Source organism: Flavobacterium soyangense, assembly GCF_015277675.1.
Taxonomy (GTDB): Bacteria; Bacteroidota; Bacteroidia; order Flavobacteriales; family Flavobacteriaceae; genus Flavobacterium; species Flavobacterium soyangense.
The window spans coordinates 151,101-176,575 of record NZ_JADHEC010000001.1 but is presented as its reverse complement, the minus strand read 5'-3'; the positions used below and the strand labels follow the sequence as shown (position 1 = coordinate 176,575).

Below are 25,475 nucleotides of genomic sequence, written 5' to 3'. Positions count from 1 at the left end.
AAATTAATTTAATGAAATGGTGTCAATTAATCGAATTTTGTTGACAATAACTGCAATAAAAGCACGGTAATTTTTGGTTTTACTTTTTCTTAGGCAAGGCAAAAGTGTCATTTCATCTGCAATTTCGAAATATTCTAAGGTGAAAGTTGGATTTTTATCGAATACTTTTTGAACCCATTCCGTTACAGTTTTGGCACTATTTGTTTTGAATTTTTCTTTTGCACCAATTAATGTTTTATAAATTATTGAAGCTTCATGTTTTTCTTCTGGAGATAAAAGTACATTTCTGGAACTCATCGCCAGATAATTAGGTTCTCTGTGTATAGGACAACCTATCACATTGACTTTCATCTTGTTTTTAGCGACCATTTTCTTCACAATTTGTAATTGTTGAAAATCTTTCTCTCCAAAATAGGCGTTTGAAGGTTCCACAATTTCGAAAAGGCGTTTTACAATTGTGCCTACTCCGTTAAAATGCCCGGGTCTGAATTTGCCTTCCATTTGATTTTCTAAACCGTCAAAATCAAAAAAATTGGAAGATGGTTTTCCGTCATAAATATCGTCAATTGGCGGCGCATATACTATGATTTCTGAACTTAAACCGGTAATTTTTTTCAGGTCTTCCTCTAGTGTTCTGGGATATTTTGCTAAATCTTCGGGATTATTGAACTGCGTTGGATTTACAAAAATGCTCACAACAGTGGTTTCATTTTCGGACATTGATTGTTGCATCAATGACAAATGGCCTTGGTGTAAAGCACCCATAGTTGGAACAAAACCAATGGTGGAATGATTGGTTTTAATTGATTTTAAATAATCTATTAAAACTGCTTTTCCGTAGAAAATATGCATAGATGTTTTATTGAAATAAGATGCAAACATAATATTTTAGTCTATAACTGCATAAATTTTTGTAATTTTGCATGGATTTTATTCCCAATAAATTAAGTAAAATACAATATGGAAGATAAGAGGATATTATATGTATCATCAGAAGTTGTGCCCTATCTAGCTGAAAATGAGGTCTCTTCAATGTCTTACGAAGTTCCAAAAATGATTAATAATCAAGGCGGACAAATTAGAATTTTCATGCCTAGATATGGAAATATAAACGAAAGAAGGCATCAATTGCACGAAGTAATTAGACTTTCGGGGATGAATCTGGTAGTGAATGACTTGGATATGCCCTTGATAATAAAAGTAGCTTCAATCCCTAAAGAAAGAATACAGGTCTATTTTATTGACAATGATGAATATTTTAAACGGAAAGCAACATTTACTGATGAAGAGGGTGTTATGTTTCCTGATAATGATGAACGAGCTATTTTCTTTGCAAAAGGAGTTGTTGAAACCGTAAAAAAACTTAATTGGGTTCCTGATATTATTCATGTTCACGGCTGGATGGCAGCAATGTTGCCCATTTATATGAAGCATTTTTACAAAAATGAAGCCTTATTTTCAGACACTAAAATTGTAACTTCGGTTTACAGCCAGTCTTTTGAAGGGACATTGGATATAGAAATGATTAATAAAATTAAGTTTGACAATGTGCCGGGTGAAGCTATTTTAGATTTGGAAAACCCTGACTATGAAAATATTATGAAAGCAACAATCAGCCATTCTGATGCCGTTATTATTGCTTCGGATAACCTCTCTCCAAGTTTAACAAAATTTATAGAATCTTCAGGAAAACCTTTTTTACCTTTCGCACCGAAAGATAAATTCGCAGAAGCGTATTCGAATTTTTATAAAAATTTTGTTCTTTAAATTAAATATTTTCTAGTAAACATGCACAATAATTCTATTATTAAATCAATTTTGTTTTTTGTAAGTATCCTTCTTTTCGTTTCATGCGATAAAGAATTTAGCTCGGTTGGAGATACTTTAATTGGTGATAATCATTTTGATTTAGCTAAATATACTTCAAATGTAGTTGCTTATAACGAAAAAATCACTCCAATACAATCAGATAATCTAGCTGTAAATGCGTTGGGAATATATGATAATCCCGCTTTTGGAAAAACTACAGCAAATTTCGCAACACAATTAATATTATCAAGCCCGGATCCTGTTATTGGAATAAATCCCGTGATTGATAGTGTTTATGTTGAGGTGCCTTATTTCAGCACATTAAAATCGACAGATGTAGACGGCAATCATGTTTATAAATTAGACTCTATTTATGGTGAGCCTAAAGCAAAAATAAAGCTAAGCGTTTATGAATCTGGGTATTATATGAGGGATTTAGATCCTATTGGAGGATTTCTAAATGCACAAAAATACTTCACTGATCAAAATACTGATTTTGACAATCTTAAAATTGGAAATCGTTTAAATGATAATGCAAATGTTGCTCAAAATAATGAGTTTTTCTTTGACCCAGCTGAGCATAAAGTAAATGTTACGGATGCAACAACGGGTAAAGTTACCACAACAAGAACTTTACCAAGTATGCGTTTGAAATTGAACAAGGCATTTTTCGATTCTAAAATAATTCATGCACCATCAGGAAGTTTAACCACAAATGATGTTTTTAAAAATTATTTTAGAGGATTGTATTTCAAAGTAGAACAATCTACTGACGCTGGAAGTTTAGCAATGATAAATTTCGCAAAAGGAACAATCACCATTAAATACAAAGAAGATTTGTCTACTACAGTAAGTGGCGTAACTACCGTAACAAGAGTTGAAAAGTCGATTATTCTTAATATGACAGGAAATACGGTTAGTATGCCGGTTCAGAGCAACACAAATGTTGATTATTCTAATGCCACAACTAACTCAAACCCTATTCTTGGAGATGAAAAATTATATTTAAAAGGTGGTGAAGGTTCTTTGGCTGTTTTAAAACTTTTTGGTCCTGACCTTTTTGGTGCTGACGGAACAACAGGTAGTCCAAATGGAGTGGCTGACGAATTAGATATAATTCGAAAAAGTGGCTGGTTAATAAACGAAGCTAATCTAGTTTTTAATGTTGATTCTGAAAACACAGAATTTAAAAAAAGTTACGAACCAGACAGAATTTATTTATTTGATTTTACCAATAATCGTCCAGTAATAGATTATTTTGTTGATGGATCTCCTGCCGTGAGACCCAAAGCAGCAAAAGTAGTATTTGACGGAAACATCAATAGAGATGCTGTAACTAAGAGAGGCACAACCTATAAAATCAGAATCACAAATCATATCCGAAACCTTGTTAAATATTCGGATTCAACTAATGTTAAGTTGGGGGTTGTCGTTACTGAAGATATAAGAATTGCTAATTCCAATAGTTTAAGGACGCCAACCGCTAAAATTTCACAAGCTCCAAAAGCCAGTGTCATGAATCCTTTAGGGACTATTCTTTTTGGAGGCAAAACTACAGTTCCGGTCGATAAAAGATTAAAACTTGAAATTTACTATACAAAACCTAATTAATAAACCAAAAAATCATGTGTGGAATTGTTGGATATATCGGCTATAGAGAGGCTTATCCTATTGTTATAAAAGGATTAAAAAGGCTTGAATACAGAGGTTATGATAGTGCCGGCGTAATGTTATATGATGGAAATGACATAAAACTCTGTAAGACAAAAGGTAAAGTTATAGACCTCGAAGTCAAAGCCGCAAAAGAAATTTCCACCAATGGAACTATAGGAATTGGTCATACACGCTGGGCAACTCACGGGGTGCCAAACGATGTAAATTCACATCCTCACCTTTCAAATTCAGGAGATTTGGTCATAATTCATAATGGAATTATTGAAAATTATGCTCCTCTCAAAGTAGAATTAATAAAAAGAGGCTATGTTTTTCATTCTGATACAGATACTGAAGTCCTTATAAATCTTATAGAAGAAGTTCAGAAAAAGGAAAAATTAAAATTAGGAAAAGCAGTTCAGATTGCATTGAATCAAGTATTCGGAGCATATGCAATAGCTGTTTTTGATAAAAAAAATCCTGATGAAATTGTTGTTGCCCGTTTGGGAAGTCCATTGGCAATAGGAATTGGAGAAGGTGAATATTTTATTGCCTCAGATGCTTCACCATTTATAGAATACACTTCGAACGCGGTATATTTAGAAGACGGTGAGATGGCAAATATCAGGCTGCACAAACCGATGAAAGTCCGAAAAATTAAAGATGATTCTTTAGTTGACCCCTATATTCAAGAACTTCAAATGAACTTGGAACAAATTGAAAAAGGCGGTTACGAGCACTTTATGTTAAAAGAAATTTATGAACAACCTAGCGTTATAAAAGATACTTATCGCGGAAGGCTTCATGCAAATGAAGGCATAATACAGATGTCAGGTGTTGAAGATAATTTAGAAAAATTTCTGAATGCAGAAAGAATTATTATTGTTGCTTGTGGCACTTCGTGGCATGCAGGGTTAGTTGCAGAATATATATTTGAAGAATTTACCAGAATTCCTGTTGAAGTGGAATATGCTTCTGAATTTAGATATAGAAATCCAATAATAGGTAGCAAAGACGTCGTAATTGCTATATCTCAATCTGGAGAGACGGCAGATACAATGGCAGCCATAAAGCTTGCCAAAGAAAAAGGAGCATTTGTTTACGGAGTTTGTAATGTAGTAGGTTCTTCAATTTCTCGTGAAACTCACGCAGGTTCTCATACTCATGCAGGCCCGGAAATTGGTGTAGCTTCTACAAAAGCATTTACCACTCAAATTACTGTTTTAACAATGATGGCGTTGCGTTTGGCCAAAGCCAAAGGAACATTATCCAACACAGATTTTCATAGATATTTGCAGGAGTTGGAAATTATTCCTGAAAAAGTAAAAGAAGCATTAGAAACGAATGCGAAAGCCAAAGAGATTGCTGCTGTATTCAAAGATTCGCACAATTGTCTATATTTAGGCAGAGGTTATAATTTTCCTGTTGCACTTGAAGGAGCTTTAAAACTCAAAGAAATCTCCTATATTCATGCCGAAGGTTACCCTGCAGCCGAAATGAAACACGGGCCAATAGCTTTAATAGATGAGCATATGCCAGTAGTGATTATTGCTCCAAAACAAGGTCATTATGACAAAATTGTAAGTAATATTCAGGAGATTAAATCCAGAAGTGGAATAATTATAGCCGTAGTTACAAAGGGAGATACCCAAGTACGTGAATTGGCAGATTATGTTATTGAAATTCCAGAAACATCTGATGCATTGTCTCCATTAATAACGACGATTCCCTTACAACTTTTATCGTATCACATAGCGGTTATGAGAGGTTGTAATGTAGATCAACCTAGAAATTTAGCTAAGTCAGTTACTGTTGAATAGACTAATGCTTCACATACCTTCATTTAAAGCGAAATTTTTTGATTTCGCTTTTTTTTGTAAATTTTTTTTGATAAAATTTTTAAGATAAGTTCATTTTTGTAAATAAATTTTATATGCACGCATAACATATCGCATGTTTTTAACTAAATAATCATCATTAATTTAATAATTGACTGTCTGTGTAAATATTCTTAAATTATGATATATTAAATTAATAGTGTGTTTTTTTATTAATATCAAAATTATTTGTACTTTGGTCGCATTAACCAACAAAATTTAACCCAATGAGAAACTATTTACTTATCTTGTCTTTGTTTTTTTGCAGCATTATTTTTGCTCAAAATACAATAACAGGTTCTGTTACAAACATTAACAACCAGCCTATTCTTGGTGCTAACATCCAAGTTATTGGTGATAAAGCTGGAACAGTCACCGATGGTGATGGAAAATTCACTTTAAATACTTCAAAAAATGCCCCTCTAACAATCGAAGTAACAAGCGTAGGTTATGAATCTAAAAGAGTAAGTGTTACTTCAAACATTCAAAATGTAAGTGTTAAACTTACAAATGAAGAAACACAATTAAGTGAAGTTGTAGTTTCAGCATCAAGAACTCCAGAAAGAATTTTAGTATCGCCTGTTACCATTGAAAGAATGGGGATTAAGGAGATCAAGAAAACTGCCTCTCCTTCATTTTACGATGGGCTGGAAAACTTGAAAGAAGTACAAATGAACACAAGTAGTTTAACTTTTAAATCAATAAATACTCGTGGCTTTGCCACTGTTGCCAACACCCGTTTTTTGCAATTAGTTGATGGAGCGGATAATTCTTCTCCATTGTTGAATTTTGTTTTGGGAAATTTAGTAGGTGTTTCGGAAATTGATGTTCAAAGTGTAGAGTTGTTGCCTGGAGCATCATCTGCTTTGTATGGGGCGAATGCTTTTAATGGAATTCTGTTTATGAACAGCAAAAGCCCATTTACCTATCAAGGAATTTCTACGTATCTTAAATATGGTGAAACTAGCCAAAAGGCTGCGGGAACAAATGAATTTCATGATTTTGGAATAAGAATGGCACATGCTTTCAATAAATATTTTGCTGCAAAAGCTAACTTTACCTATTTGAATGGGACGGATTGGTTTGCCACGAACTACGACGACAAGACTAGACCGGGAGTGACCAGAAGCGATAAAAATTATGACGGTATAAATGTATATGGAGATGAAGTAAGTGCAAATATTTATAATATAGGGCAAAAAATTGCAGCGGCTAACCCTGCATTTGCTCCATTATTGCCAACTTTGGCTAATCAAGGTAACGTATCTAGAACAGGATATAATGAAACGGATTTAACGAATAATAAAGCAAGTAACACTAAAATTGATTTTTCTCTTCATTTTAGACCATTGGGAAATGAAAATCTAGAAATTATTTGGCAAAGTAAATTTGGCTACGGTAATGCCGTTTATCAAGGTGGAAATAGATATTATTTAAACAATTTTTTTATGCAGCAGCATAAATTGGAAATAAAAGGGAAAAACTTTTTTGTAAGAGGATATACCACTACAGAGGATGGCGGAAAATCTTATGATATGCAATTTACGGGTTGGAATGTAAATAGAAAATGGAAATCTGACTCAGATTGGTTTACGCAATATGCAGTAGCTTATGCTAAAGCTGTAGCTGGATTAGTTCCTATTTCAGGTTTAGCGGGAAATTCAACAGCATCTAATGCGTTCGCTCGTTCTGTTGCAGATACAGGCAGATTAGTCCCTGGTACTGCTGCTTTTCAAAATGCATTTAATCAAGTAATTGCTGATCCAAGTATATTAACAGGGTCAAAATTGGTAGATAATTCTAAAATATACCATTCTGACGCCAATTACAATTTTAAAGACATTATCAAATTTGCTGAAATTCAAGTTGGTGGATCTTATAGAGAATATCAATTAAATTCTCACGGTAGAATATATACCGACGCTATTAGTCCTATTAATTATAATGAATACGGAGCATATACTCAATTACAAAAAAAATTCATAAATGATAGGTTAAAATTTACAGGCTCTCTACGATATGATAAATCCAAAAATTTTGCTGGGAGCTATTCTCCAAGAATATCATTCGTATATTCAGGCGGGGAAAATAAACAACATAATTATAGAGGATCCTTTCAAACAGGTTTCAGAAATCCAAGCACACAAGATCAATATATTGGTTTCAATGTTGGGCCAGCAGCGTTAATCGGTTCTGCACCAGACAATTTGATAAGGTTTTCAGAAACACTACCGGTAGCAACAGCTATTGGACAGGTTTTAGCAGGTGGAGCAACAAAAGTTTTGAAAGGATTAAACGCCTACAATAACTCATATACAGCGTCATCTGTAGGAGGGTTTTCTGTATTAGCAGGGGCTAATCCAGTAGCAGCAGCACTATTGTTGAGAAAAGCAAATGTTAGTTTAGTGAAACCAGAAGAGGTTAAAGCATTTGAATTGGGTTACCGTTCTCAAATACGAAATGTTAATATTGATATTAATGGATACTACAATGTTTATAACAACTTTATTGGAAACTTAAATGTAATTACTCCTTATTATGGAACTGCCCAAGATTCACCAAATCTATTGGCGGGTCCTGCTGATGCAGGTGGACAGTCCGTTCACGCACTTGCAAATGGGAACTATAGAGTATATCAATTATACACCAATACGGATCTTGAAATTAAATCACTTGGAGCTGGTATAGGATTATCTAAAAAAATATTCGGAAATTATGAATTTGGAATTAACTATAACTATTCTCAATTTAATTTTGACCAAGCCAAAGACCCAAGTTTTGAAGCTGGTTTCAATACCCCAAAACACAGAGTTAAAGCTTCTATTGGGAATGAAAAACTTTTTGACAATTTTGGATTTAATGCCAGCGTAAGATGGAATAACGAATATTTATGGCAATCCACCTTTGCGGACGGTTTAATAGCTTCTGCAACGGTTATCGATGCACAAATTAATTACAGTCTTCCAAAACTGAAATCGGTAATTAAACTTGGAGCAGCTAACTTGGGAGGTAAAGAATATACCCAAGTGTTAGGGGCTGGTGCAATTGGACATCAATATTTTGTTTCTTGGACAATTAATCCTTAATAAAATTTTCATCTATTCGATAAACCATCCCGCCTGTAGGGATGGTTTTTTTGTTTTTAATCACTTTTGGGAATTAATTTCCCTTATGTGAAGAGACCATCAAAAACAGTCTGTTTTTTTATAAAAAAAGTATTGATTTTTATATTTTAAAAAATTACCTTTGCGCACTGAAATCGCATCCAGTCGATTAGTTTCGATTGGTTGTACTTCATAAACCTGAATAGCTATTTAATAAATACATAAGCAATGTCAAAAGTAATAGGAAAAGTTGCCCAAATCATCGGGCCAGTTGTCGATGTAGTTTTCAACGGAAAAGATGTTGAGCTTCCAAAAATTTATGATTCATTAGAAATTACTAAAAAAGACGGAACATTATTAGTTCTTGAAGTACAATCTCACATCGGTGAAAACACTGTTCGTACAATCTCAATGGATTCAACAGACGGTTTGAGCAGAGGTTATGAAGTAGTTGGAACAGGAAACCCAATTAAAATGCCAATTGGAGCGGATGTTTACGGACGTTTGTTTAATGTGATTGGAGATGCTATTGATGGTCTTGGAAACTTGCCAAAAGATGGTGAAAACGGAATGTCTATTCACAGACAAGCACCAAAATTTGAAGATTTATCAACTTCTTCTGAAGTTTTATTCACAGGTATCAAAGTAATCGATTTGATTGAGCCTTATTCAAAAGGAGGAAAAATTGGATTGTTCGGTGGTGCAGGTGTTGGTAAAACAGTATTGATTCAAGAGTTGATCAACAATATAGCAAAAGGTCACGGTGGACTTTCTGTATTCGCAGGGGTAGGAGAAAGAACTCGTGAAGGTAATGACTTACTTCGTGAGATGTTAGAGTCAGGAATTATAAAATACGGTGATGAATTCATGCACTCTATGGAAAATGGAGGATGGGATTTATCTAAAGTTGATATGCCAGGAATGAGAGAGTCAAAAGCTACTTTCGTTTTCGGTCAAATGAATGAGCCTCCTGGAGCTCGTGCTCGCGTAGCACTTTCAGGTTTGTCTATTGCAGAATATTTCCGTGATGGTGCAGGTTCTGATCAAGGAAAAGACGTTCTTTTCTTCGTTGATAATATCTTCCGCTTTACACAAGCAGGTTCTGAGGTTTCGGCACTTTTGGGTCGTATGCCGTCTGCGGTAGGATACCAACCAACATTGGCTACAGAAATGGGAGCAATGCAAGAACGTATCACATCTACAAACAAAGGTTCTATTACATCTGTACAAGCGGTTTACGTTCCTGCGGATGATTTAACTGATCCGGCACCAGCTACAACTTTTGCTCACCTAGATGCTACAACAGTATTGTCTCGTAAAATTGCTGAGTTAGGTATTTATCCTGCAGTTGATCCATTGGATTCAACTTCAAGGATTTTAACTCCTCAAATTATTGGAGATGAGCATTATAACTGTGCGCAAAGAGTAAAAGAAATCCTTCAAAAATACAAACAATTGCAAGACATTATTGCAATTCTTGGTATGGAAGAACTTTCTGAAGACGATAAATTATCAGTTTCAAGAGCAAGACGTGTACAACGTTTCTTGTCACAACCGTTCCACGTAGCAGAACAATTTACAGGATTAAAAGGAGTTTTGGTTGATATTAAAGACACCATCAAAGGATTCAATATGATTATTGATGGAGAATTAGACCACTTGCCAGAAGCAGCTTTCAACCTTAAAGGAACTATTGAAGACGCTATCGAAGCCGGAGAAAAAATGTTGGCAGAAGCTTAAATCAGTTTACAGTTTGCAGTTTGCAGTATTCAGTTTTACTCATAACTTATAACTCATAACTCATAACTTAAAATTATGATTTTAGAAATAGTATCACCAGAAGCAAAATTATTTAAAGGAGAAGTAACCTCAGTTACTCTTCCCGGAGTTGACGGTAGTTTTCAAATATTGAATCATCACGCAGCAATTGTTTCTATTTTAAAAGAAGGAAACATTAAAATTATAGCCGCAAGTTTTGATTTTAATAAAGAAACAATAGATAATTTTGTTAGAATAAATGATCAGACCTACACACTGAAAATCAATTCCGGAACTATCGAAATGAAAGATAATAAAGTGATTGTTTTAGCCGACTAAGATAAAATTCACTATAAAAAACCGAAAGTCATGCAGTAATGTGTGACTTTTTTTTTAAACCTTCCAGCCTTTCAAAGGCTGGAAGGTTTAAATTTTTAGTTGTATTTTTTTTCTAACTTTGCCTTTATGAAGTTTCCAAAAAATCTATCAGTTAAACTCGAATCCCGCAAGCAGAACAATGCTTTACGGAAATTATCTCTACCCAATGATTCAATGGATTTTTCTTCCAATGATTATATCGGTTTTTCAAAAAACAAATCCATTTTCGAAAAAACACATCAGTATTTAATTGAAAATAACTTCATCCAAAACGGCGCAACCGGTTCCAGATTAATATCCGGAAACCACAAAGTCTATAAAGAAACCGAAGATTATATTTCCAAATTTCATCAATCGGAAAGTGCGTTGATTTTTAATTCAGGTTATGATGCCAATGTTGGTTTTTTTAGTTCTGTGCCTCAAAAAGGGGATTTGATTTTGTATGATGAATTATGTCACGCTTCTATTCGAGACGGAATCCAGCTTTCGAATGCAAAAGCCTATAAATTTAAGCACAACGATTTTGGGGATTTAGAAAGATTAATCCAAAACCCAAGACCTAAAACCCAAGATCCAACAGCCATTTACATCGTCACCGAAAGTGTTTTTTCTATGGACGGAGACACTCCAAATCTTGAAGAGTTGGCACAACTTTCAGAAAAACACAATTGTTATTTGGTTATTGATGAAGCACATTCGCTTGGGGTTTTTGGTTCAAATGGAGAAGGATTAGTTCAAATGTTGGGTTTGCAAAACCAAGTTTTTGCCCGAATAATGACTTTCGGAAAAGGATTAGGTTGTCACGGTGCAGCGGTTTTAGGTTCGGAAGAATTGAAGGATTATCTCGTCAATTTTGCCCGAAGTTTCATTTATACTACCGGACTTTCTCCACATTCTACAGCTACGATTTTAATAGCATACCAACATTTGGAATCTGAAAAACATACTATTAATAAACTCAGAGAAAACATAATTCATTTCAATCAGGGAAAAAATCTGTTGGGATTGAAACCTATGTTTATCCGAAGCAAATCAGCCATTCAAAGTGCCATAATTCCAGGAAACCAGAACGTAAAATCAATTGCTAAGCAAATTCAGGAAAAAGGTTTTGATGTAAAGGCTATTTTGTCGCCAACCGTCCCCGAAGGTCAGGAAAGATTGCGGTTTTGTATTCACAGCTTCAATTCAAAAGAAGAAATATCGGAAGTGTTAGGATTGTTGAGTACTTTTGTATACTAGCCCACTGACCTGCCTGCCTGCAGGCAGGTGAAACCGATATTACTGATTAACACGGATTATTTATGTCAAACTTGCTTCATAAGGAAATTACTGATTCGATTTTAAAGACCTATTATGATGTTTATAATCAGTTGGGTTATGGTTTTCTAGAGAAAGTATATCAAAACTCAATGTATTTTGAGTTAAAATCGTTAGGATATAAAGTTGAAGCACAGAAACCAATAAAAGTCTATTTCAAAAATCAATTAGTTGGCGAATATTATGCTGATTTATTGGTAGAAGGCAATGTAATAGTTGAACTTAAAGCTTGTGAGTTACTTATAAATGTTCACTCTGCTCAATTAATGAATTATCTTAAAGCTACTGAAATTGAAGTTGGCTTATTATTAAATTTTGGAGAAGACGCAGAATTTAAACGTATTATATATACAAACGACAGGAAACAAAACAAAAAAAATCCGTGATAATCTGTTAAATCAGTATTATCCGTGGGCTAACTATGAAACTATTTATAACAGGAATTTCAACCGATGTCGGTAAAACCATTGCTTCAGCTATAATTGTTGAAGCACTCGAGGCCGATTATTGGAAACCCATTCAAGCAGGCGATTTGGATAATTCCGACAGTCATAAAATCAAAAGTTATATTTCAAATGATAAAACTTTTATCCACGAAAACAGATATCAATTGCAGACGCCCGCCAGTCCGCATCTCGCTGCTGAACGTGACGGAATTACGATTGACTTAAAACAAATTGCAGCACCAAAAACAAAAAATCATCTTGTCATAGAAGGTGCTGGCGGTGTCTTTGTTCCCTTAAACAGCAATGATTGCGTCATCGATTTAATCCAAGCCGATTATAAAGTGATTGTGGTTTCAAGGCATTATTTGGGAAGTATCAATCATACTTTGCTTACCATCGAAGCACTAAAAAATAGAAAAATAAAAATTGCAGGAATCATTTTCAGCGGTGACAAAAACGAATCTTCTGAAACAATGATTCTGAATAAAACCGGAATAAAATGCATTGGAAGAATAGAACAAGAACCTTTTTTTGATCAAACTGTAATTCAGGAATACGCTGATTTGTTTCGAGAGAATCTATTGAGTTTACAAGACAATAGAATATAGAATAAAGAGGATAGACTTCCCTATCTTTGTCGAAAATCACAGTGTTTAGTCTTTTTTCTATACTCTAATATCTATATTCTTTATCCAATGAACTTAACTGAAAGAGACCAAAACCACCTTTGGCATCCTTATACACAACACAAAACCGCAGCGCTTCCTATTGCCATAAAAAGAGGGGAAGGCGCTTTACTTTGGGACGAAAACAACAAGGAATATATTGACGCAATCGCCTCGTGGTGGGTGAATCCTTATGGACATTCGAACAAGGTTATTGCCGATGCAATTTATAAACAATTGACGACCTTGGAGCACGTCCTTTTTGGAGGATTTACACATGAACCTGCCGTAATTTTGGCTGAAAGGCTGATGGAAATTTTGCCAAAAAACCAACAAAAAATATTTTTCTCTGACAATGGTTCAACTGCTGTTGAAGTTGCGATTAAAGTGGCTTTGCAATATTTTTTTAATAAGGGAGAAAAGAAAACTACCATAATTGCTTTCGAAAATGCTTTTCACGGTGATACTTTTGCAGCAATGGCAGCCAGCGGAATATCCTTTTACACCCAAGCTTTCCAAGGAATGTTTATTGATGTGGTGCGGATTCCGGTTCCAATAAAAGGACATGAAAAAGAAAGTTTTGATACTTTGCACGAAGTTATAAAAAACCATAATTGTGCAGGATTTATTTTTGAACCACTAGTTCAGGGAGCTGCCGGAATGGTAATGTACGAACCCGAATCGCTTGATGAATTAATAAAGATTTGCCAAGAAAATAATGTGCTCACAATTGCCGATGAAGTGATGACAGGTTTTGGAAAAACAGGGAAGACTTTTGCTATGGATTATCTGACCGAAAAGCCAGATATGATGTGTTTGTCAAAAGCATTGACCGGCGGCACAATCCCAATGGCTATTACGACTTTTACTTCAGCCATTTTTGATGCTTTTTATGATGAAGACATCAATAAAGCATTGTTTCATGGTCATACATTTACAGCAAATCCTACGGGTTGTGCTGCTGCTTTGGCAAGTTTAACCTTGTTGCAAACCCAGGAAATGCAAGACAATATTGCTCGAGTAAATAAAAGTCATTTGGCTTTTCAAAAGCATATTGAATCCAATCTAAAAGTGACTACAACAAGAGTGCTGGGAGTGATTTTTGCTTTGGAAATAAAAACCGAAAGTTCAGCAAGTTACTATGGAACTTTGCGCAACAAACTCTATGATTTTTTCATTGAAAACGGAATAATTCTGAGACCTGTTGGTAACATAGTCTATATTTTGCCACCCTATATTATCACCGACGAACAATTACAAAAAGTGTACAAAGTGGTCGAAAAAGTTTTGGAAATAGTTTAGAATTTAACCACAAAGTGCACTAAGAAGGCACTAAGAGCACTATTAAAATTCAATGACCTTATAGGGTTAAAATTTATAAATCTGTTTTTTATTTACGTTCCATTTATCGCTCTCATAATTATAAAAACCCGTTTTTATCGGTCTAAATCTGTATCATCTGTGTGCCGTTTTCATAGTATTTCAAATAAAAACTTTGTGAACCTTGTGCCTTCTTTGTGCTCTTCGTGGTTAAATAGTTGCCATTTTTGCAAAAACTTCACGACCTTTGCGGTAAAATAAACAGTCTTGTCACAAACTATCTCCATAACTGCTATAGCCTCGATTTCTCCGTTAGGAAATAATCCAGAAACGATTTGGGAAAACTATCAAAGCACCAATCATTGTTTCACCGAACATTTTTTAGACCATAAAGATACACTCGTTGGGAAATTAGATAAAGATTCTAGTGAAATGATTGAGGCATTAAAACAATCCGATTCTAAATATAAATCTTTAGACAAAACTGTTTTGTATGCGATGGCAGCTTCGCGCAAAGCCTTACAAAATGCAGGTTGGACTCCAAATGATGTTTTCGGAATTAACATAGGTTCTTCGCGTGGTGCGACTGATTTATTCGAAAAACACTATCAGGAATATTTAGAAACCGGAAAGGCACAAACTTTGGCATCACCAACGACCACTTTGGGAAATATTTCCTCTTGGGTGGCTCACGATTTGCAAAGTTCAGGCCCTGAAATTTCACATTCTATCACCTGTTCGACTGCTTTGCACGCTTTGTTAAATGGTGTGGCTTGGCTTCGTTCCGGAATGGCCGATAAATTTATTGTTGGCGGAAGCGAAGCTCCATTGACCGATTTTACCATTGCCCAAATGCGAGCTTTGAAAATTTATTCCAATAGTGTAGAAGCGTTTCCAAATAGGGCTTTCGACCTGAAGAAAACCCTAAGTGGGATGATTCTTGGCGAAGGAGCTGCAGTTTGTTGTTTGGAAATTGGTAGAAAAGAAAATGCGTTGGCTTTTATTGAAGGAATTGGTTATGCCACCGAAATCTTGGAACATAATATATCCATTTCGGCAGAAGCGATTTGCTTTCAGAAATCGATGAAAATGGCTTTGGAAAACACTGATTTATCCGAAGTTGATGTCATTGTAATGCACGCTCCGGGAACAAAAGCAGGTGATTTAACCGAGTATAAAGCGATTCAAAAAGTTTTTGAAAGCGATTTACCGATGCTTACCACCAATAAATGGAAAATCGGTCACACTTTTGGCGCTTCGGGAATGTTGAGTGTTGAAATGGGGATTTTGATGATGCAACACCAGAAATTTTTAGGTGTTCCCTTTGCCGAAGTTCAAATACCCAGAAAACAAATCCGAAAAGTGCTTATAAATTCGGTTGGTTTTGGAGGTAATGCAGTGAGTGTTTTGCTATCTCTTTAGTTTCGATAATAAAAAATTAGCCACAGACCTGTCTGCCGACAGGCAGGTTTAAACGGATGAAACGGATTTGCACAGATAATTTGAAATGTTTTCTAACTTAAATGACCTTATATCTCTTATAGGGTTAAAATATAAAAATCCGTGACAATCCGTTTTATCCGTTTTGTCCGTTTGCCATCCCTTAAATGACCTTATATCTCTTATAGGGTTAAAATATAAAAATCCGTGACAATCCGTTTTATCCGTTTTGTCCGTGTGCCATCACTTAAATGACCTTATATCTCTTATAGGGTTAAAATATAAAAATCCGTGACAATCCGTTTTATCCGTTCTGTCCGTGTGCCATCACTTAAATGACCTTATATCTCTTATAGGGTTAAAATATAAAAATCCGTGACAATCCGTTCTGTCCGTTCTGTCCGTGTGCCATCACTTAAATGACCTTATATCTCTTATAGGGTTAAAATATAAAAATCCGTGACAATCCGTTTTATCCGTTTTGTCCGTGTGCCATCACTTAAATGACCTTATATCTCTTATAGGGTTAAAATATAAAAATCCGTGACAATCCGTTTTATCTGTTCTGTCCGTGTGCCATCACTTAAATGACCTTATATCTCTTATAGGGTTAAAATATAAAAATCCGTGACAATCCGTTTCATCCGTATTGTCCGTGTGCCATCCCTTCCAATTCTTTCACTTTATCATAAACCAGATTGCTTTCAAAACCGCGGCGAAGCATATAATCACAAAACTTCTTTCGTTTTTTTAATGCGTTTGTCTCTCTGATGGATTCCCAATGCCGTTCCGACAATGAGTGAAATGTTTCCAAATATTCCTCGGGAGTAATTTCCTTGAGTGCAGTATTGATTAGCGTTTGAGAAATGTTTTTATATTTCAATTCATTAATAATTCTGATTTTTCCCCAATGTTTGATGCGGTGTTTCCCTCTGGCAAAACTACGGGCAAAACGCTCTTCGCTAAGAAAATTAGAAGCAATAAGATGTACCATAATGGTATCTATTTCTTCTGAATCCATTTTCATTGAGCGTAATTTGGTAACCACTTCCTCGTGACAACGTTCTTGATAGGAACAAAAATATTCTATCTTTTGAATGGCTTCTTTTATGGAGAAAACGTCTTTCATGGGTTGGGAGTTATTTCATTAATTAGGAATAATATTAAGTGTTTTGATCTTCCTATTGCTTTTCTCAAAGGGACAAAAATAGACAATTTTGTTTATGAATTATCCAATAAGAAAGAAGTGTTATTTGACCTCGTAATTATAGTAGCAATCAGATATTTAATAATTTGAAAACCTTTTTTAGGAATTTTCAAAAAAAAGCATTTTTTTGTCTTTATCAGACTGCAGTATAACTGATATAATAGCATTTAAACGAAAAAATTTTGAGCTATTAATAAGTTGTGGTTGCTTTGCACTCAACCTACGTTTTATTTTTAAATTAAGTAGGTTTTAAATAGATTTTAAAAGAATAAAAGATATAGGGTTATGGTTAAAAAAGTACTTCTTACGGTTTTGTTGTTAGTGTTTGCTTTTTATGGAAAAGTTAATGCACAAACATACACAATTACTACAAATAAAAACGCAAGTAATTTGACTTGTACGACATTTTCTGGCAACAATGTAATTAGTATTGGAAATGGTTCACTACCGTATTGTACTTTGGTAATGAATGCTCAATTAGATTTAACAACTTGTGGATTAGGTCCCGTTCAGATAATTGTTAGGAGTGGATCATCTCTAGATTTTTCTGCAGGGAATAATTCTTTGAGACTTTCGGAAGGATCTTCAGTAATTATTGAAAATGGAGGTATACTTATTGGAGGTAGTTGTAATGCATCTGAACGTATATATATTGGGGAAAACTTAGTTGCAAGTTGTAATGGTGGTGCTTCCGCCGATGTTGATTTTACTACTTTATCAAATTTAGGCGGAACAGGTTTAGCAACATCAAATTCTCCTGTTTGCGTGGGGAATGCCATAAATCTTACTGCAACACCTCCTCCAAATGGAGGGCCATATACTTATTCCTGGTCTGGACCAGGGCTATCAGCTACACCTTTCATAAGCAGTCCAAATTATAGCTTAATTGCTACAGGTGGGGGTATTTATCAAATAAAAATGAAAAGTTCAATTATTGATACTCGCCCTAATCCTGACGTGCCTTTTGTGATGATTGCAGAAACAACTGTTGTTGTTAATCCTTCTATGACTACAACTCCAACAGTAGCAAGCGCAACAGCACAGCCTACTTGTACATTATCAACAGGGACAATAACTGTTTCTGCACCAACAGGTTCTGGAATGAAATATAGTATAAATGGATTAACTTATACAAACACCTCAGGAGTTTTTACTTCGCTTTCTCCTGGAGCATATAGCGTAACAGCAAAAAATTCATCAGGTTGTATTTCTAATGCTACAAGTGTTTTAATAAAAAAACCTACAAATACTTGGAATGTTATATCAGGAGTTGGTTCTTGGTCAAATGGCACACAGCCAGTAATTTCAGAAGATATTGTTTTTGCCGGAAATTATAATTCTTCATTAAATTTGGTGGGCATAAACCTGTCTGCTTGTTCTTGCACAGTAAATGCGGGGGTAAGTGTTAATATAAATGCTGGGCACACTTTAACTTTAACTAACGGATTGAAAGTTGACACACCAGGTTTTGGCGATATGACCTTTTTTAACAACGCAAGTTTAGTACAAACAAATAATGTTTTAAATTCAGGGAATATTGATTACGTTAGAACTACAAATACCGGTATTATTAACACTGATTACATCTATTGGTCATCGCCTGTGAAAGATTTTACTTTAGGAGGTGTATCTCGGAACAAAACAATTTCGGATAAATATTATTCGTATAATCCCACAGAAATAGGGGAAAATTGGCAACAAGAATCAGTATCAACGGTTATGTCGCCTGGAAAAGGTTATATTGTTCGTGGACCAGAACCTGGTATAGGAATAATTCCAGGAGCGCCATATACTGCAACTTTTACAGGCGTTCCAAATAATGGGGATGTTACACTACCAGTTCCATACAATAGTAATTTTAGTTTGCCTTCAACTGATCCTAATTTTGGAGTTTCATATTTATTAGGAAATCCATATCCATCTGCTTTAGACGCAGAAACCTTTTTGAAAGATAATGCTGGTGTTTTGAGTGGAACACTTTATTTCTGGACGCACAAAACGAAAATTGGGATAGGTGTTTCAAATCCAGGAACTGGGGTTTATGCCTATTCGCGTGATGATTATGCCACTTATAATGCCACTGGAGGTGTTGCAGCAACTCAACGTGACATTGACCTTGCAACAGGTAAACCTTATCCAGATCCAGGAGGTGGAGGTTATGCTCCAAGTGGTGGAGCAAAACCAAATGGTTATATATCTGCTGGTCAAGGATTTTTTGCAACAGCCAAAGCCACGGGAACTATTAACTTTACAAATGCAATGCGTGTAGCCAGTGGAGTCGCAATGACAGATTTGTCAGGGATTAATCAACAGTTTTTCAAATCGAGAAACCCTAAAACAATAACTAAGAATGCTATAGAAAAAAATCGCATTTGGTTAAATTTAACAAATACTCAAGGGGCTTTCAAGCAAACTTTAGTAGGTTATATAACTGATGCCACTAATGGCTACGATGATCGTTTTGATGGCGAGAGTTTTGATGGCAATGAATTTGTAGACTTTTATAGCGTGAACCAAGACAAGAATTTAACGATTCAAGGGCGTGCTTTACCGTTTGATGAAAATGACGAAGTGCCTCTAGGTTATCGTACCACAATTAATGGTGCTTTTACTATCAACATTGACCAAGTAGATGGTTCGCTTACCAATAAAGCGGTGTTTATTGAAGATAAGTTGACTAATACCATTTTTGATTTAAAAAACGGGAACTATACTTTTAACACGGTAGCAGGAACATTTAATGATCGTTTTGTGCTGAAGTATAACAATAAAACATTAGGCACAACGAATTTTGATACACAAGCAAATAAGGTATTGGTCTCGAACAAAAACAAACAACTAAAAATCAATTCCTTTGCTGAAACTATTGACAAGGTTGCAATTTATGACTTGTCAGGAAAACAAATCTATCAAAAAGACAAGGTAAACAGCAGCGAATTGTCAATAGCTAATCTAGTGTCAAGTCGTCAAACTTTGATTGTAAAAACGGTTTTGCAAAACGGTACAACAGTAACTGATAAAATTATTTTTTAATACCAACTAAAAATAATTTTTTGATAAAAGCCACCACTTAAATTTTACTAATTAAGTGGTGGTTTTTTTTGTTTTACACTTATAACAATCGACGAAAACGTACAAAAAAACTTACTTTAACCGCAAATAGTGCATTTAATCGTATAAATATGTCGTTTTATCGGATTTATTTTTTATATTTGTTACTCGGGAATTAAGAATGGTATGTTGAATTAAAGCCAATATTTTCAAAAAAAAAGAAATCTATTTTTATTTGTAAATAAATAATTTCATAACCCGAGTGCATAATTATGAAATAGTTGGTGTCAAAGTTTATTGACCTAGAATCGAATGATTAATTTGAATAAAGAATTTTGTTATTTAATCCCAATAGCTTCATTAAGAGGTTGTTTTAAAGGTAAAAAGGTTTTATATGACGAGTTTATAGGCATTTAAGCAAAATTATTTTTGTGTCTTTTACTTTGTATTTACTTTCGCCCTTCAAACTTGGTTTTGGCTTTAAAAAAAGATGTTGTTGTCCATCCAGATTAAAAAGACATCTAACCAGTCCTGAAAGACTTAAATTAAAAATAAATTTTGAATACGGATTACACAGTCTTATGTTCAAAATTAACAAAACAAAAAGCATTAGTTTTTGAATAAGGAATCACCCCTTTTTTTATTCAAATCAAAAGAAAAAACATATCTTATGAAAAAATCCTACTTAAATTCTGAAAGAAATTTTGCAGTATCATTAAAACCATCAATGACAATTCCCTTGTTATTGATGGTTTTGTTTGTTTGTTTGTTTGTTAATGCTGGTAATGCAGCAAATATCAGCAGTAGAGTTTCTGGTAATTGGTCTTCCGCTTCTACTTGGAATGGAGGAGTTGTTCCATCATCTCTAGATAATGTGACAATCAACAATACTGTAAATGTTGATGTAAATGCAACAGTTCAAAGTGTGAATGTTATTGGAACTTTAATTGAAAATGACAAAATAGTTTTTACAATTGGAAGTGCTACTGCTGCTGGGAGTTTTACCGTAGGCGGAACCTTTACAATGGGTGGTTCAGGTTCAACAAGTAATGATCATTCCACTCTAATAGTTTACGGTAATTATATTAATAACGGCGCTAGTGATTTATGGAAAAGTGATGTGATAATAACGGGTAACTTAGATACTACTAAGTCTACTTCTAAATTACAAAACAACGGTAATGTAATTGTTGGGGGTGATATTTTAGGAACATTCGATCTTACAGGAGGGACTGGAACAGGGCAAATATATGCAGTAAATCCTATTGCAACAGTTACTATTTCGCCGAGTTCAATTGATAACAATGTTAATGTAGGTCTTTTTCCTTCTTACCCTACAGAATCTCAGGCTTTAATAGATTTAATTAATTCAGTAATATACTCAACTTGTACATTTACGGTTGGTGATATTGCAAGTGTTTCTATTTGTTCTGGATCAAGCGCAGTTTTTACAGCGACTACTTCGGCAACTTCTCCTGGATATCAATGGCAGGTTAAAGTTGGCACTAGTGATTGGAAAACTTTATCAAATGATGCTATTTATTCTGGAGTAACCACAGCCACACTAACTGTTATAAGTAGTAGTTCGGTAAACAGTAATCAATACAGGGCTATAATAACTAAGGGCTGTTCTAAAACAGGAAATTCAGGTTCATTAACGGTAACTTCGGCAATAAACGCTCCGGATGTGGGGGCTATTACACAGCCCACTACTTGTGCATCACCTACAGGAAGTGTTGTTTTAAGTGGTTTACCATCCGGAAGTTGGACAATAAATCCAGGAGGAGTTACAGGGAATACAACAAGTAAGACTATTTCAGGTCTTGCAGCGGGGACCTATAATTTTAAAGTTACCAATGCTGCAGGATGTACATCAGCAGCTTCTGGCAGTGTAATAATATCTCCATTGGTTACCAATACCTGGAATGGTTCTCAGTGGTCAACTCTAGCAGTTCCTACAATTGATCAAAATATTATTTTTAATGGAAATTACACATCAAATACAGATGTTTCAGGTTGTACTTGCCAGGTGAATTCAGGAGTAAAAGTCATTATTAGTCCATCAAACACTTTAACGATTTATAATCAAGTTGCTGTTTTAGGCACAGGAACTTTGACTTTCGATTCTTCTGCTACGGTTAGCGCATCTAATCCTATCAGCAAATCAGGCAGTTTAGTTCAAAAAAATAATACTCCACCGGTAGCAAATTCTGGTAATATAATTTATAATAGAACGGTTTCTGCAATTCACAATACAGACTATACATATTGGTCTTCGCCAGTTTCAAGTGAGATACTTTCAACATTTTCGCCTCAAAGTCAAAATAAATTTTACTCCTTTGATGCTGATTTAGACGCTTGGACAACAGAACTTCCATCGAATAGTATGGTTAAAGGAAAAGGCTATTCCATTTATGGGCCTCAAAACATAAGTAATTCAACTTTTTATGGTTCTTTTACTGGAACACCAAATAATGGTTCTGTCTCCATAACTGGTGTGAAAATTAATAAAAGCTACCTTATAGGTAATCCTTATCCTTCTGCCATAGATGCTGATTTATTTATATCTGCAAATACCGGAGTTTTAGATGGATCACTTTATTTCTGGACGCACAATACAGACCCAGTTAAAGGCCAATATTCATACGATGATTATGCTACCTATAACTTAACTGGAGGAACAGGAACAACAAAAGGGGCAAAAGGGCTTGCCAGTACTTCAGGAAATAGTAATCTGTTTTTTAATGCAAATATTCCTAATGGATATATTGCAGCAGGGCAAGGATTTTTTGTGGGGAGTAATACAAATTCAATTACTGATACAAAAATTGTATTTGACAATAGTATGCGTGTTGGAAATGGAGTATTAGGGTTAAACCCCCAATTTTTTAAAACTAAAGGAAACCCTAAAGCTAAAAATGCCAACGCCATAGAGAAAAGCCGTGTTTGGTTGAACTTATCGAATGAACAAGGAGTTTTCAAACAAACGTTGATAGGCTACATCACTGGCGCTACTAATGATTATGAAACTACCTATGATGCGGATAGTTATGATTCTCTTGATGGGGCTGATTTCTATAGTGTTAATGGAGATAGTAATCTCGTAATACAAGGACGTGCTTTGCCATTTGATGAAAATGATACGATCCCTCTAGGATTTAGATCGAGTAGTGATGGCGATTATACTGTCAATATTGATCAAATTGATGGCGTATTAACCAATCAGGCGGTGTTTATTGAAGACAAGTTGACAAATACCGTCACTGATTTAAAAAATGGGGATTACAAGTTCAGTACTGTTGCAGGTACATTCAATGATCGTTTTGTGCTGAAGTATACCAATACAAGCAAAACTTTAGGTGTAGATGCTACAGATAAAGAGGATGGTATTTTAGTGTTATATTCCAACAATTATAAAACCTTAATCATTCACAACAATGTCATGGATTCAACAGTAAATTCGGTTGCACTTTACAATATAACAGGTCAGAAGATTTCGAATTGGGATGTTAAAGACAGCGAGCAAACGAATATCCAGATTCCAATAAAAAGTATAAATTCAGGAATTTATATTGTAAAAGTAAACACAACGATAGGCGAAAGCAGCAAAAAAATTATCGTTAATTAATATGGGAATATCAAGCTGACTTTGTCGAAGTGATGATAAAAACAAAACCTCATTCACAAGGATTGTGAATGAGGTTTTTTATGAATGAATTATTATTTTATTTTCCTTTAACTGTTGCTTCTACATTTCTTTCAATTGTGTGTCCTGGTCGTGACCATTTTGGTTTTTCGCCAAGCGGAGCAAATTTAGAATCAACAGCTTCAACGGTTTCACGTTGGTAAACCTTGGCAAAAGGTTGTTGGTTTTTTAAGCCTAAAATTTCGAACATTTTCATGTCTTCGTTTACGTCATTATTGGGAGTTGTAAGCAATTTATCGCCTGAAAAAATAGAGTTGGCTCCTGCCAAAAAGCACATCGCTTGACCTTCTCGACTCATATTTACTCTTCCTGCCGATAATCTTACTTGAGTTTCAGGCATCACAATTCTGGTTGTGGCCACCATTCGAATCATTTCCCAGATTTCTACTGGTTTTTCACCCTCAAGTGGAGTTCCTTCAACTGGAACTAGGGCATTAATTGGCACAGATTCGGGTTGTGGGTCTAATGTAGAAAGCGCCACTAGCATTCCGGCACGGTCTTCAATACTTTCGCCCATTCCTATGATTCCGCCACTGCAAACGGTAATGTTTGTTTTCCGAACATTATTAATGGTTTCCAAGCGGTCTTCAAATCCACGAGTCGAAATAACTTCTTTATAATATTCTTCGGAAGTGTCAATATTGTGGTTGTAGGCATACAAACCGGCTTCGGCCAATCGTTGTGCTTGGTTTTCGGTAATCATACCAAGGGTACAGCACACTTCCATATCCATTTTATTGATGGTACGAACCATTTCGAGCACTTGGTCAAATTCGGCACCATCTTTCACATTTCTCCATGCAGCACCCATACAAACACGTGATGAACCGCTTAATTTTGCTTGTTCAGCTTGCTCTTTGACTTCGCTTACGGTCATTAAATCATTCGTCTTGATAGACGTATGATATCTTTTTGCTTGCGGACAATAGCCACAATCTTCTGAACAACCACCCGTTTTAATTGACAATAAAGTGGATACCTGCACCACATTAGGATCGTGATGTTCACGATGAATAGTGGCTGCTTCATAAAGCAAATCCATCATAGGTTTAGTATAAATTGCAATAATTTCTTCTTTCGTCCAATTGTGTTTTGTGATGCTCATTAATCTAATTTTTTAATGCATCAAAAGTAGTTAAATTGTTCCAATCAAGCAAAGTTGTAGTATTGAAAAAAGCAAAAGCCTTTTTGCAGATTATTAATTAATCTGAAATATGGCGATCGTTCCAATACAGCATTAATAACATAGTAACTACTACCGAAGAGGCGATTCCTTCAAACAACAAGGAAATGCAGTAGGTAACAATTGACGGGTTTCCTGTGAATAAAAAGGTTTTGGATAAAGATTCAACATAAGCATCGCCTCCTTGTATGTAGCTGTAAACAAGCAATCCTATGACGCTCAGAAAGACACCTACAAGTGAAGTCTTCATAGCTGAAATGGAATTTGAAACAAAATTCTTTTTACCCTCGGCAATATTCATAGAGATAGTCCGGTTTACGCCATATAACACAAAAACGGTGTTAAAAAGGCGTAAGTAAGCTTTATCTCCGTAACCAATTATGTTAATGAATAGAAAATAGACTGAAATTCCTAGGAAGATAATGAAGCCGTTTGTGAATTCTTTTGATAATTTCATATGATTTGTTTTTAAAAGGTTAGAAAAAATAAATCTCAGGTAAACAAAACCGTAACTATGCAATTCAATAAGGGTATTCCAAATTTACAAAAAATAGAGTATCG

The 25,475-nt window shown here is 34.9% G+C and carries 17 protein-coding genes; 13 read left to right on the top strand and 4 right to left on the bottom strand.

All coding sequences use genetic code 11. From position 1 onward, the window contains the following. Positions 1–3: 3 nt before the first annotated feature. Positions 4–882: a pantoate--beta-alanine ligase gene (gene panC, locus IR213_RS00770; protein ID WP_194310403.1), complete on the bottom strand. Its 879-nt coding sequence runs from the start codon at positions 880–882 to the stop codon at positions 4–6. Positions 883–960: 78 nt separating this feature from the next. On the opposite strand from panC, the gene IR213_RS00765 reads away from it, so the two are divergent. The 11 genes from IR213_RS00765 (at position 961) to IR213_RS00715 (ending at position 15,749) form a co-directional block, all read left to right on the top strand. Continuing rightward, positions 961–1,767: a glycogen/starch synthase gene (locus IR213_RS00765; RefSeq protein ID WP_194310402.1), complete on the top strand. Its 807-nt coding sequence runs from the start codon at positions 961–963 to the stop codon at positions 1,765–1,767. A 21-nt stretch (positions 1,768–1,788) separates the two neighbouring features. Next, the gene (locus tag IR213_RS00760; RefSeq protein ID WP_194310401.1) at positions 1,789–3,420 is read left to right on the top strand and encodes a DUF4270 domain-containing protein; all 1,632 of its coding nucleotides are present in this window, start codon (positions 1,789–1,791) and stop codon (positions 3,418–3,420) included. 14 nt (positions 3,421–3,434) lie between these two features. After that, complete coding sequence (gene glmS, locus IR213_RS00755) at positions 3,435–5,282, top strand: glutamine--fructose-6-phosphate transaminase (isomerizing) (protein WP_194310400.1); 1,848 nt, start codon at positions 3,435–3,437, stop codon at positions 5,280–5,282. A 284-nt stretch (positions 5,283–5,566) separates the two neighbouring features. Next, positions 5,567–8,425 carry a TonB-dependent receptor gene (locus tag IR213_RS00750; protein WP_194310399.1) on the top strand — a complete coding sequence of 953 codons (2,859 nt, stop codon included), beginning with the start codon at positions 5,567–5,569 and terminating at the stop codon, positions 8,423–8,425. Positions 8,426–8,671: 246 nt separating this feature from the next. Then, on the top strand, positions 8,672–10,183 hold the full coding sequence (atpD, locus tag IR213_RS00745; protein ID WP_194310398.1) for a F0F1 ATP synthase subunit beta: 1,512 nt from the start codon (positions 8,672–8,674) through the stop codon (positions 10,181–10,183). Between the two features lie 75 nt (positions 10,184–10,258). Next, positions 10,259–10,540 carry a F0F1 ATP synthase subunit epsilon gene (locus tag IR213_RS00740; RefSeq protein ID WP_194310397.1) on the top strand — a complete coding sequence of 94 codons (282 nt, stop codon included), beginning with the start codon at positions 10,259–10,261 and terminating at the stop codon, positions 10,538–10,540. 126 nt (positions 10,541–10,666) lie between these two features. Further along, positions 10,667–11,818: an aminotransferase class I/II-fold pyridoxal phosphate-dependent enzyme gene (locus tag IR213_RS00735; protein WP_194310396.1), complete on the top strand. Its 1,152-nt coding sequence runs from the start codon at positions 10,667–10,669 to the stop codon at positions 11,816–11,818. Between the two features lie 62 nt (positions 11,819–11,880). Beyond that, the gene (locus IR213_RS00730) at positions 11,881–12,282 is read left to right on the top strand and encodes a GxxExxY protein (RefSeq protein WP_194310395.1); all 402 of its coding nucleotides are present in this window, start codon (positions 11,881–11,883) and stop codon (positions 12,280–12,282) included. A 35-nt stretch (positions 12,283–12,317) separates the two neighbouring features. Continuing rightward, the gene (gene bioD, locus IR213_RS00725; RefSeq protein ID WP_194310394.1) at positions 12,318–12,950 is read left to right on the top strand and encodes a dethiobiotin synthase; all 633 of its coding nucleotides are present in this window, start codon (positions 12,318–12,320) and stop codon (positions 12,948–12,950) included. An 87-nt stretch (positions 12,951–13,037) separates the two neighbouring features. Further along, complete coding sequence (gene bioA, locus IR213_RS00720; protein ID WP_194310393.1) at positions 13,038–14,309, top strand: adenosylmethionine--8-amino-7-oxononanoate transaminase; 1,272 nt, start codon at positions 13,038–13,040, stop codon at positions 14,307–14,309. 285 nt (positions 14,310–14,594) lie between these two features. Next, positions 14,595–15,749, top strand: a complete 1,155-nt coding sequence (locus IR213_RS00715) for a beta-ketoacyl synthase N-terminal-like domain-containing protein (protein ID WP_194310392.1) — start codon at positions 14,595–14,597, stop codon at positions 15,747–15,749. A 658-nt stretch (positions 15,750–16,407) separates the two neighbouring features. On the opposite strand, the gene IR213_RS00710 is transcribed toward IR213_RS00715, so the two are convergent. Further along, positions 16,408–16,896: a regulatory protein RecX gene (locus tag IR213_RS00710; RefSeq protein ID WP_194310391.1), complete on the bottom strand. Its 489-nt coding sequence runs from the start codon at positions 16,894–16,896 to the stop codon at positions 16,408–16,410. Positions 16,897–17,259: 363 nt separating this feature from the next. Between IR213_RS00710 and IR213_RS00705 the strand changes: the two genes are divergently transcribed. Together IR213_RS00705 and IR213_RS00700 are read left to right on the top strand one after the other, a co-directional pair. Next, entirely contained in the window at positions 17,260–20,007 is a 2,748-nt protein-coding gene (locus tag IR213_RS00705; RefSeq protein WP_194310390.1) for a T9SS sorting signal type C domain-containing protein, read from the top strand. A 688-nt stretch (positions 20,008–20,695) separates the two neighbouring features. Further along, complete coding sequence (locus IR213_RS00700; RefSeq protein ID WP_194310389.1) at positions 20,696–23,653, top strand: T9SS type A sorting domain-containing protein; 2,958 nt, start codon at positions 20,696–20,698, stop codon at positions 23,651–23,653. A gap of 97 nt (positions 23,654–23,750) precedes the next feature. Here IR213_RS00700 and bioB read toward each other — a convergent pair whose 3' ends face one another. Together bioB and IR213_RS00690 are read right to left on the bottom strand one after the other, a co-directional pair. After that, positions 23,751–24,836, bottom strand: coding sequence for a biotin synthase BioB (gene bioB / locus IR213_RS00695; RefSeq protein WP_194310388.1), 1,086 nt, complete (start codon positions 24,834–24,836; stop codon positions 23,751–23,753). 97 nt (positions 24,837–24,933) lie between these two features. Beyond that, positions 24,934–25,371: a hypothetical protein gene (locus IR213_RS00690; RefSeq protein ID WP_194310387.1), complete on the bottom strand. Its 438-nt coding sequence runs from the start codon at positions 25,369–25,371 to the stop codon at positions 24,934–24,936. Positions 25,372–25,475: the final 104 nt, after the last annotated feature.

What these genes read in the sequence shown, in the direction of transcription:
- IR213_RS00740 (WP_194310397.1), top strand. Translation starts at nt 10,259, where the DNA reads ATGATTTTAGAAATAGTATCACCAGAAGCAAAATTATTTAAAGGAGAA.
- IR213_RS00735 (WP_194310396.1), top strand. Translation starts at nt 10,667, where the DNA reads ATGAAGTTTCCAAAAAATCTATCAGTTAAACTCGAATCCCGCAAGCAG.
- IR213_RS00750 (WP_194310399.1), top strand. Translation starts at nt 5,567, where the DNA reads ATGAGAAACTATTTACTTATCTTGTCTTTGTTTTTTTGCAGCATTATT.
- IR213_RS00700 (WP_194310389.1), top strand. Translation starts at nt 20,696, where the DNA reads ATGAAAAAATCCTACTTAAATTCTGAAAGAAATTTTGCAGTATCATTA.
- IR213_RS00710 (WP_194310391.1), bottom strand. Translation starts at nt 16,896, where the DNA reads ATGAAAGACGTTTTCTCCATAAAAGAAGCCATTCAAAAGATAGAATAT.
- bioB (WP_194310388.1), bottom strand. Translation starts at nt 24,836, where the DNA reads ATGAGCATCACAAAACACAATTGGACGAAAGAAGAAATTATTGCAATT.
- IR213_RS00730 (WP_194310395.1), top strand. Translation starts at nt 11,881, where the DNA reads ATGTCAAACTTGCTTCATAAGGAAATTACTGATTCGATTTTAAAGACC.
- atpD (WP_194310398.1), top strand. Translation starts at nt 8,672, where the DNA reads ATGTCAAAAGTAATAGGAAAAGTTGCCCAAATCATCGGGCCAGTTGTC.
- glmS (WP_194310400.1), top strand. Translation starts at nt 3,435, where the DNA reads ATGTGTGGAATTGTTGGATATATCGGCTATAGAGAGGCTTATCCTATT.
- IR213_RS00760 (WP_194310401.1), top strand. Translation starts at nt 1,789, where the DNA reads ATGCACAATAATTCTATTATTAAATCAATTTTGTTTTTTGTAAGTATC.
- IR213_RS00765 (WP_194310402.1), top strand. Translation starts at nt 961, where the DNA reads ATGGAAGATAAGAGGATATTATATGTATCATCAGAAGTTGTGCCCTAT.
- IR213_RS00690 (WP_194310387.1), bottom strand. Translation starts at nt 25,371, where the DNA reads ATGAAATTATCAAAAGAATTCACAAACGGCTTCATTATCTTCCTAGGA.
- bioA (WP_194310393.1), top strand. Translation starts at nt 13,038, where the DNA reads ATGAACTTAACTGAAAGAGACCAAAACCACCTTTGGCATCCTTATACA.
- panC (WP_194310403.1), bottom strand. Translation starts at nt 882, where the DNA reads ATGTTTGCATCTTATTTCAATAAAACATCTATGCATATTTTCTACGGA.
- bioD (WP_194310394.1), top strand. Translation starts at nt 12,318, where the DNA reads ATGAAACTATTTATAACAGGAATTTCAACCGATGTCGGTAAAACCATT.
- IR213_RS00705 (WP_194310390.1), top strand. Translation starts at nt 17,260, where the DNA reads ATGGTTAAAAAAGTACTTCTTACGGTTTTGTTGTTAGTGTTTGCTTTT.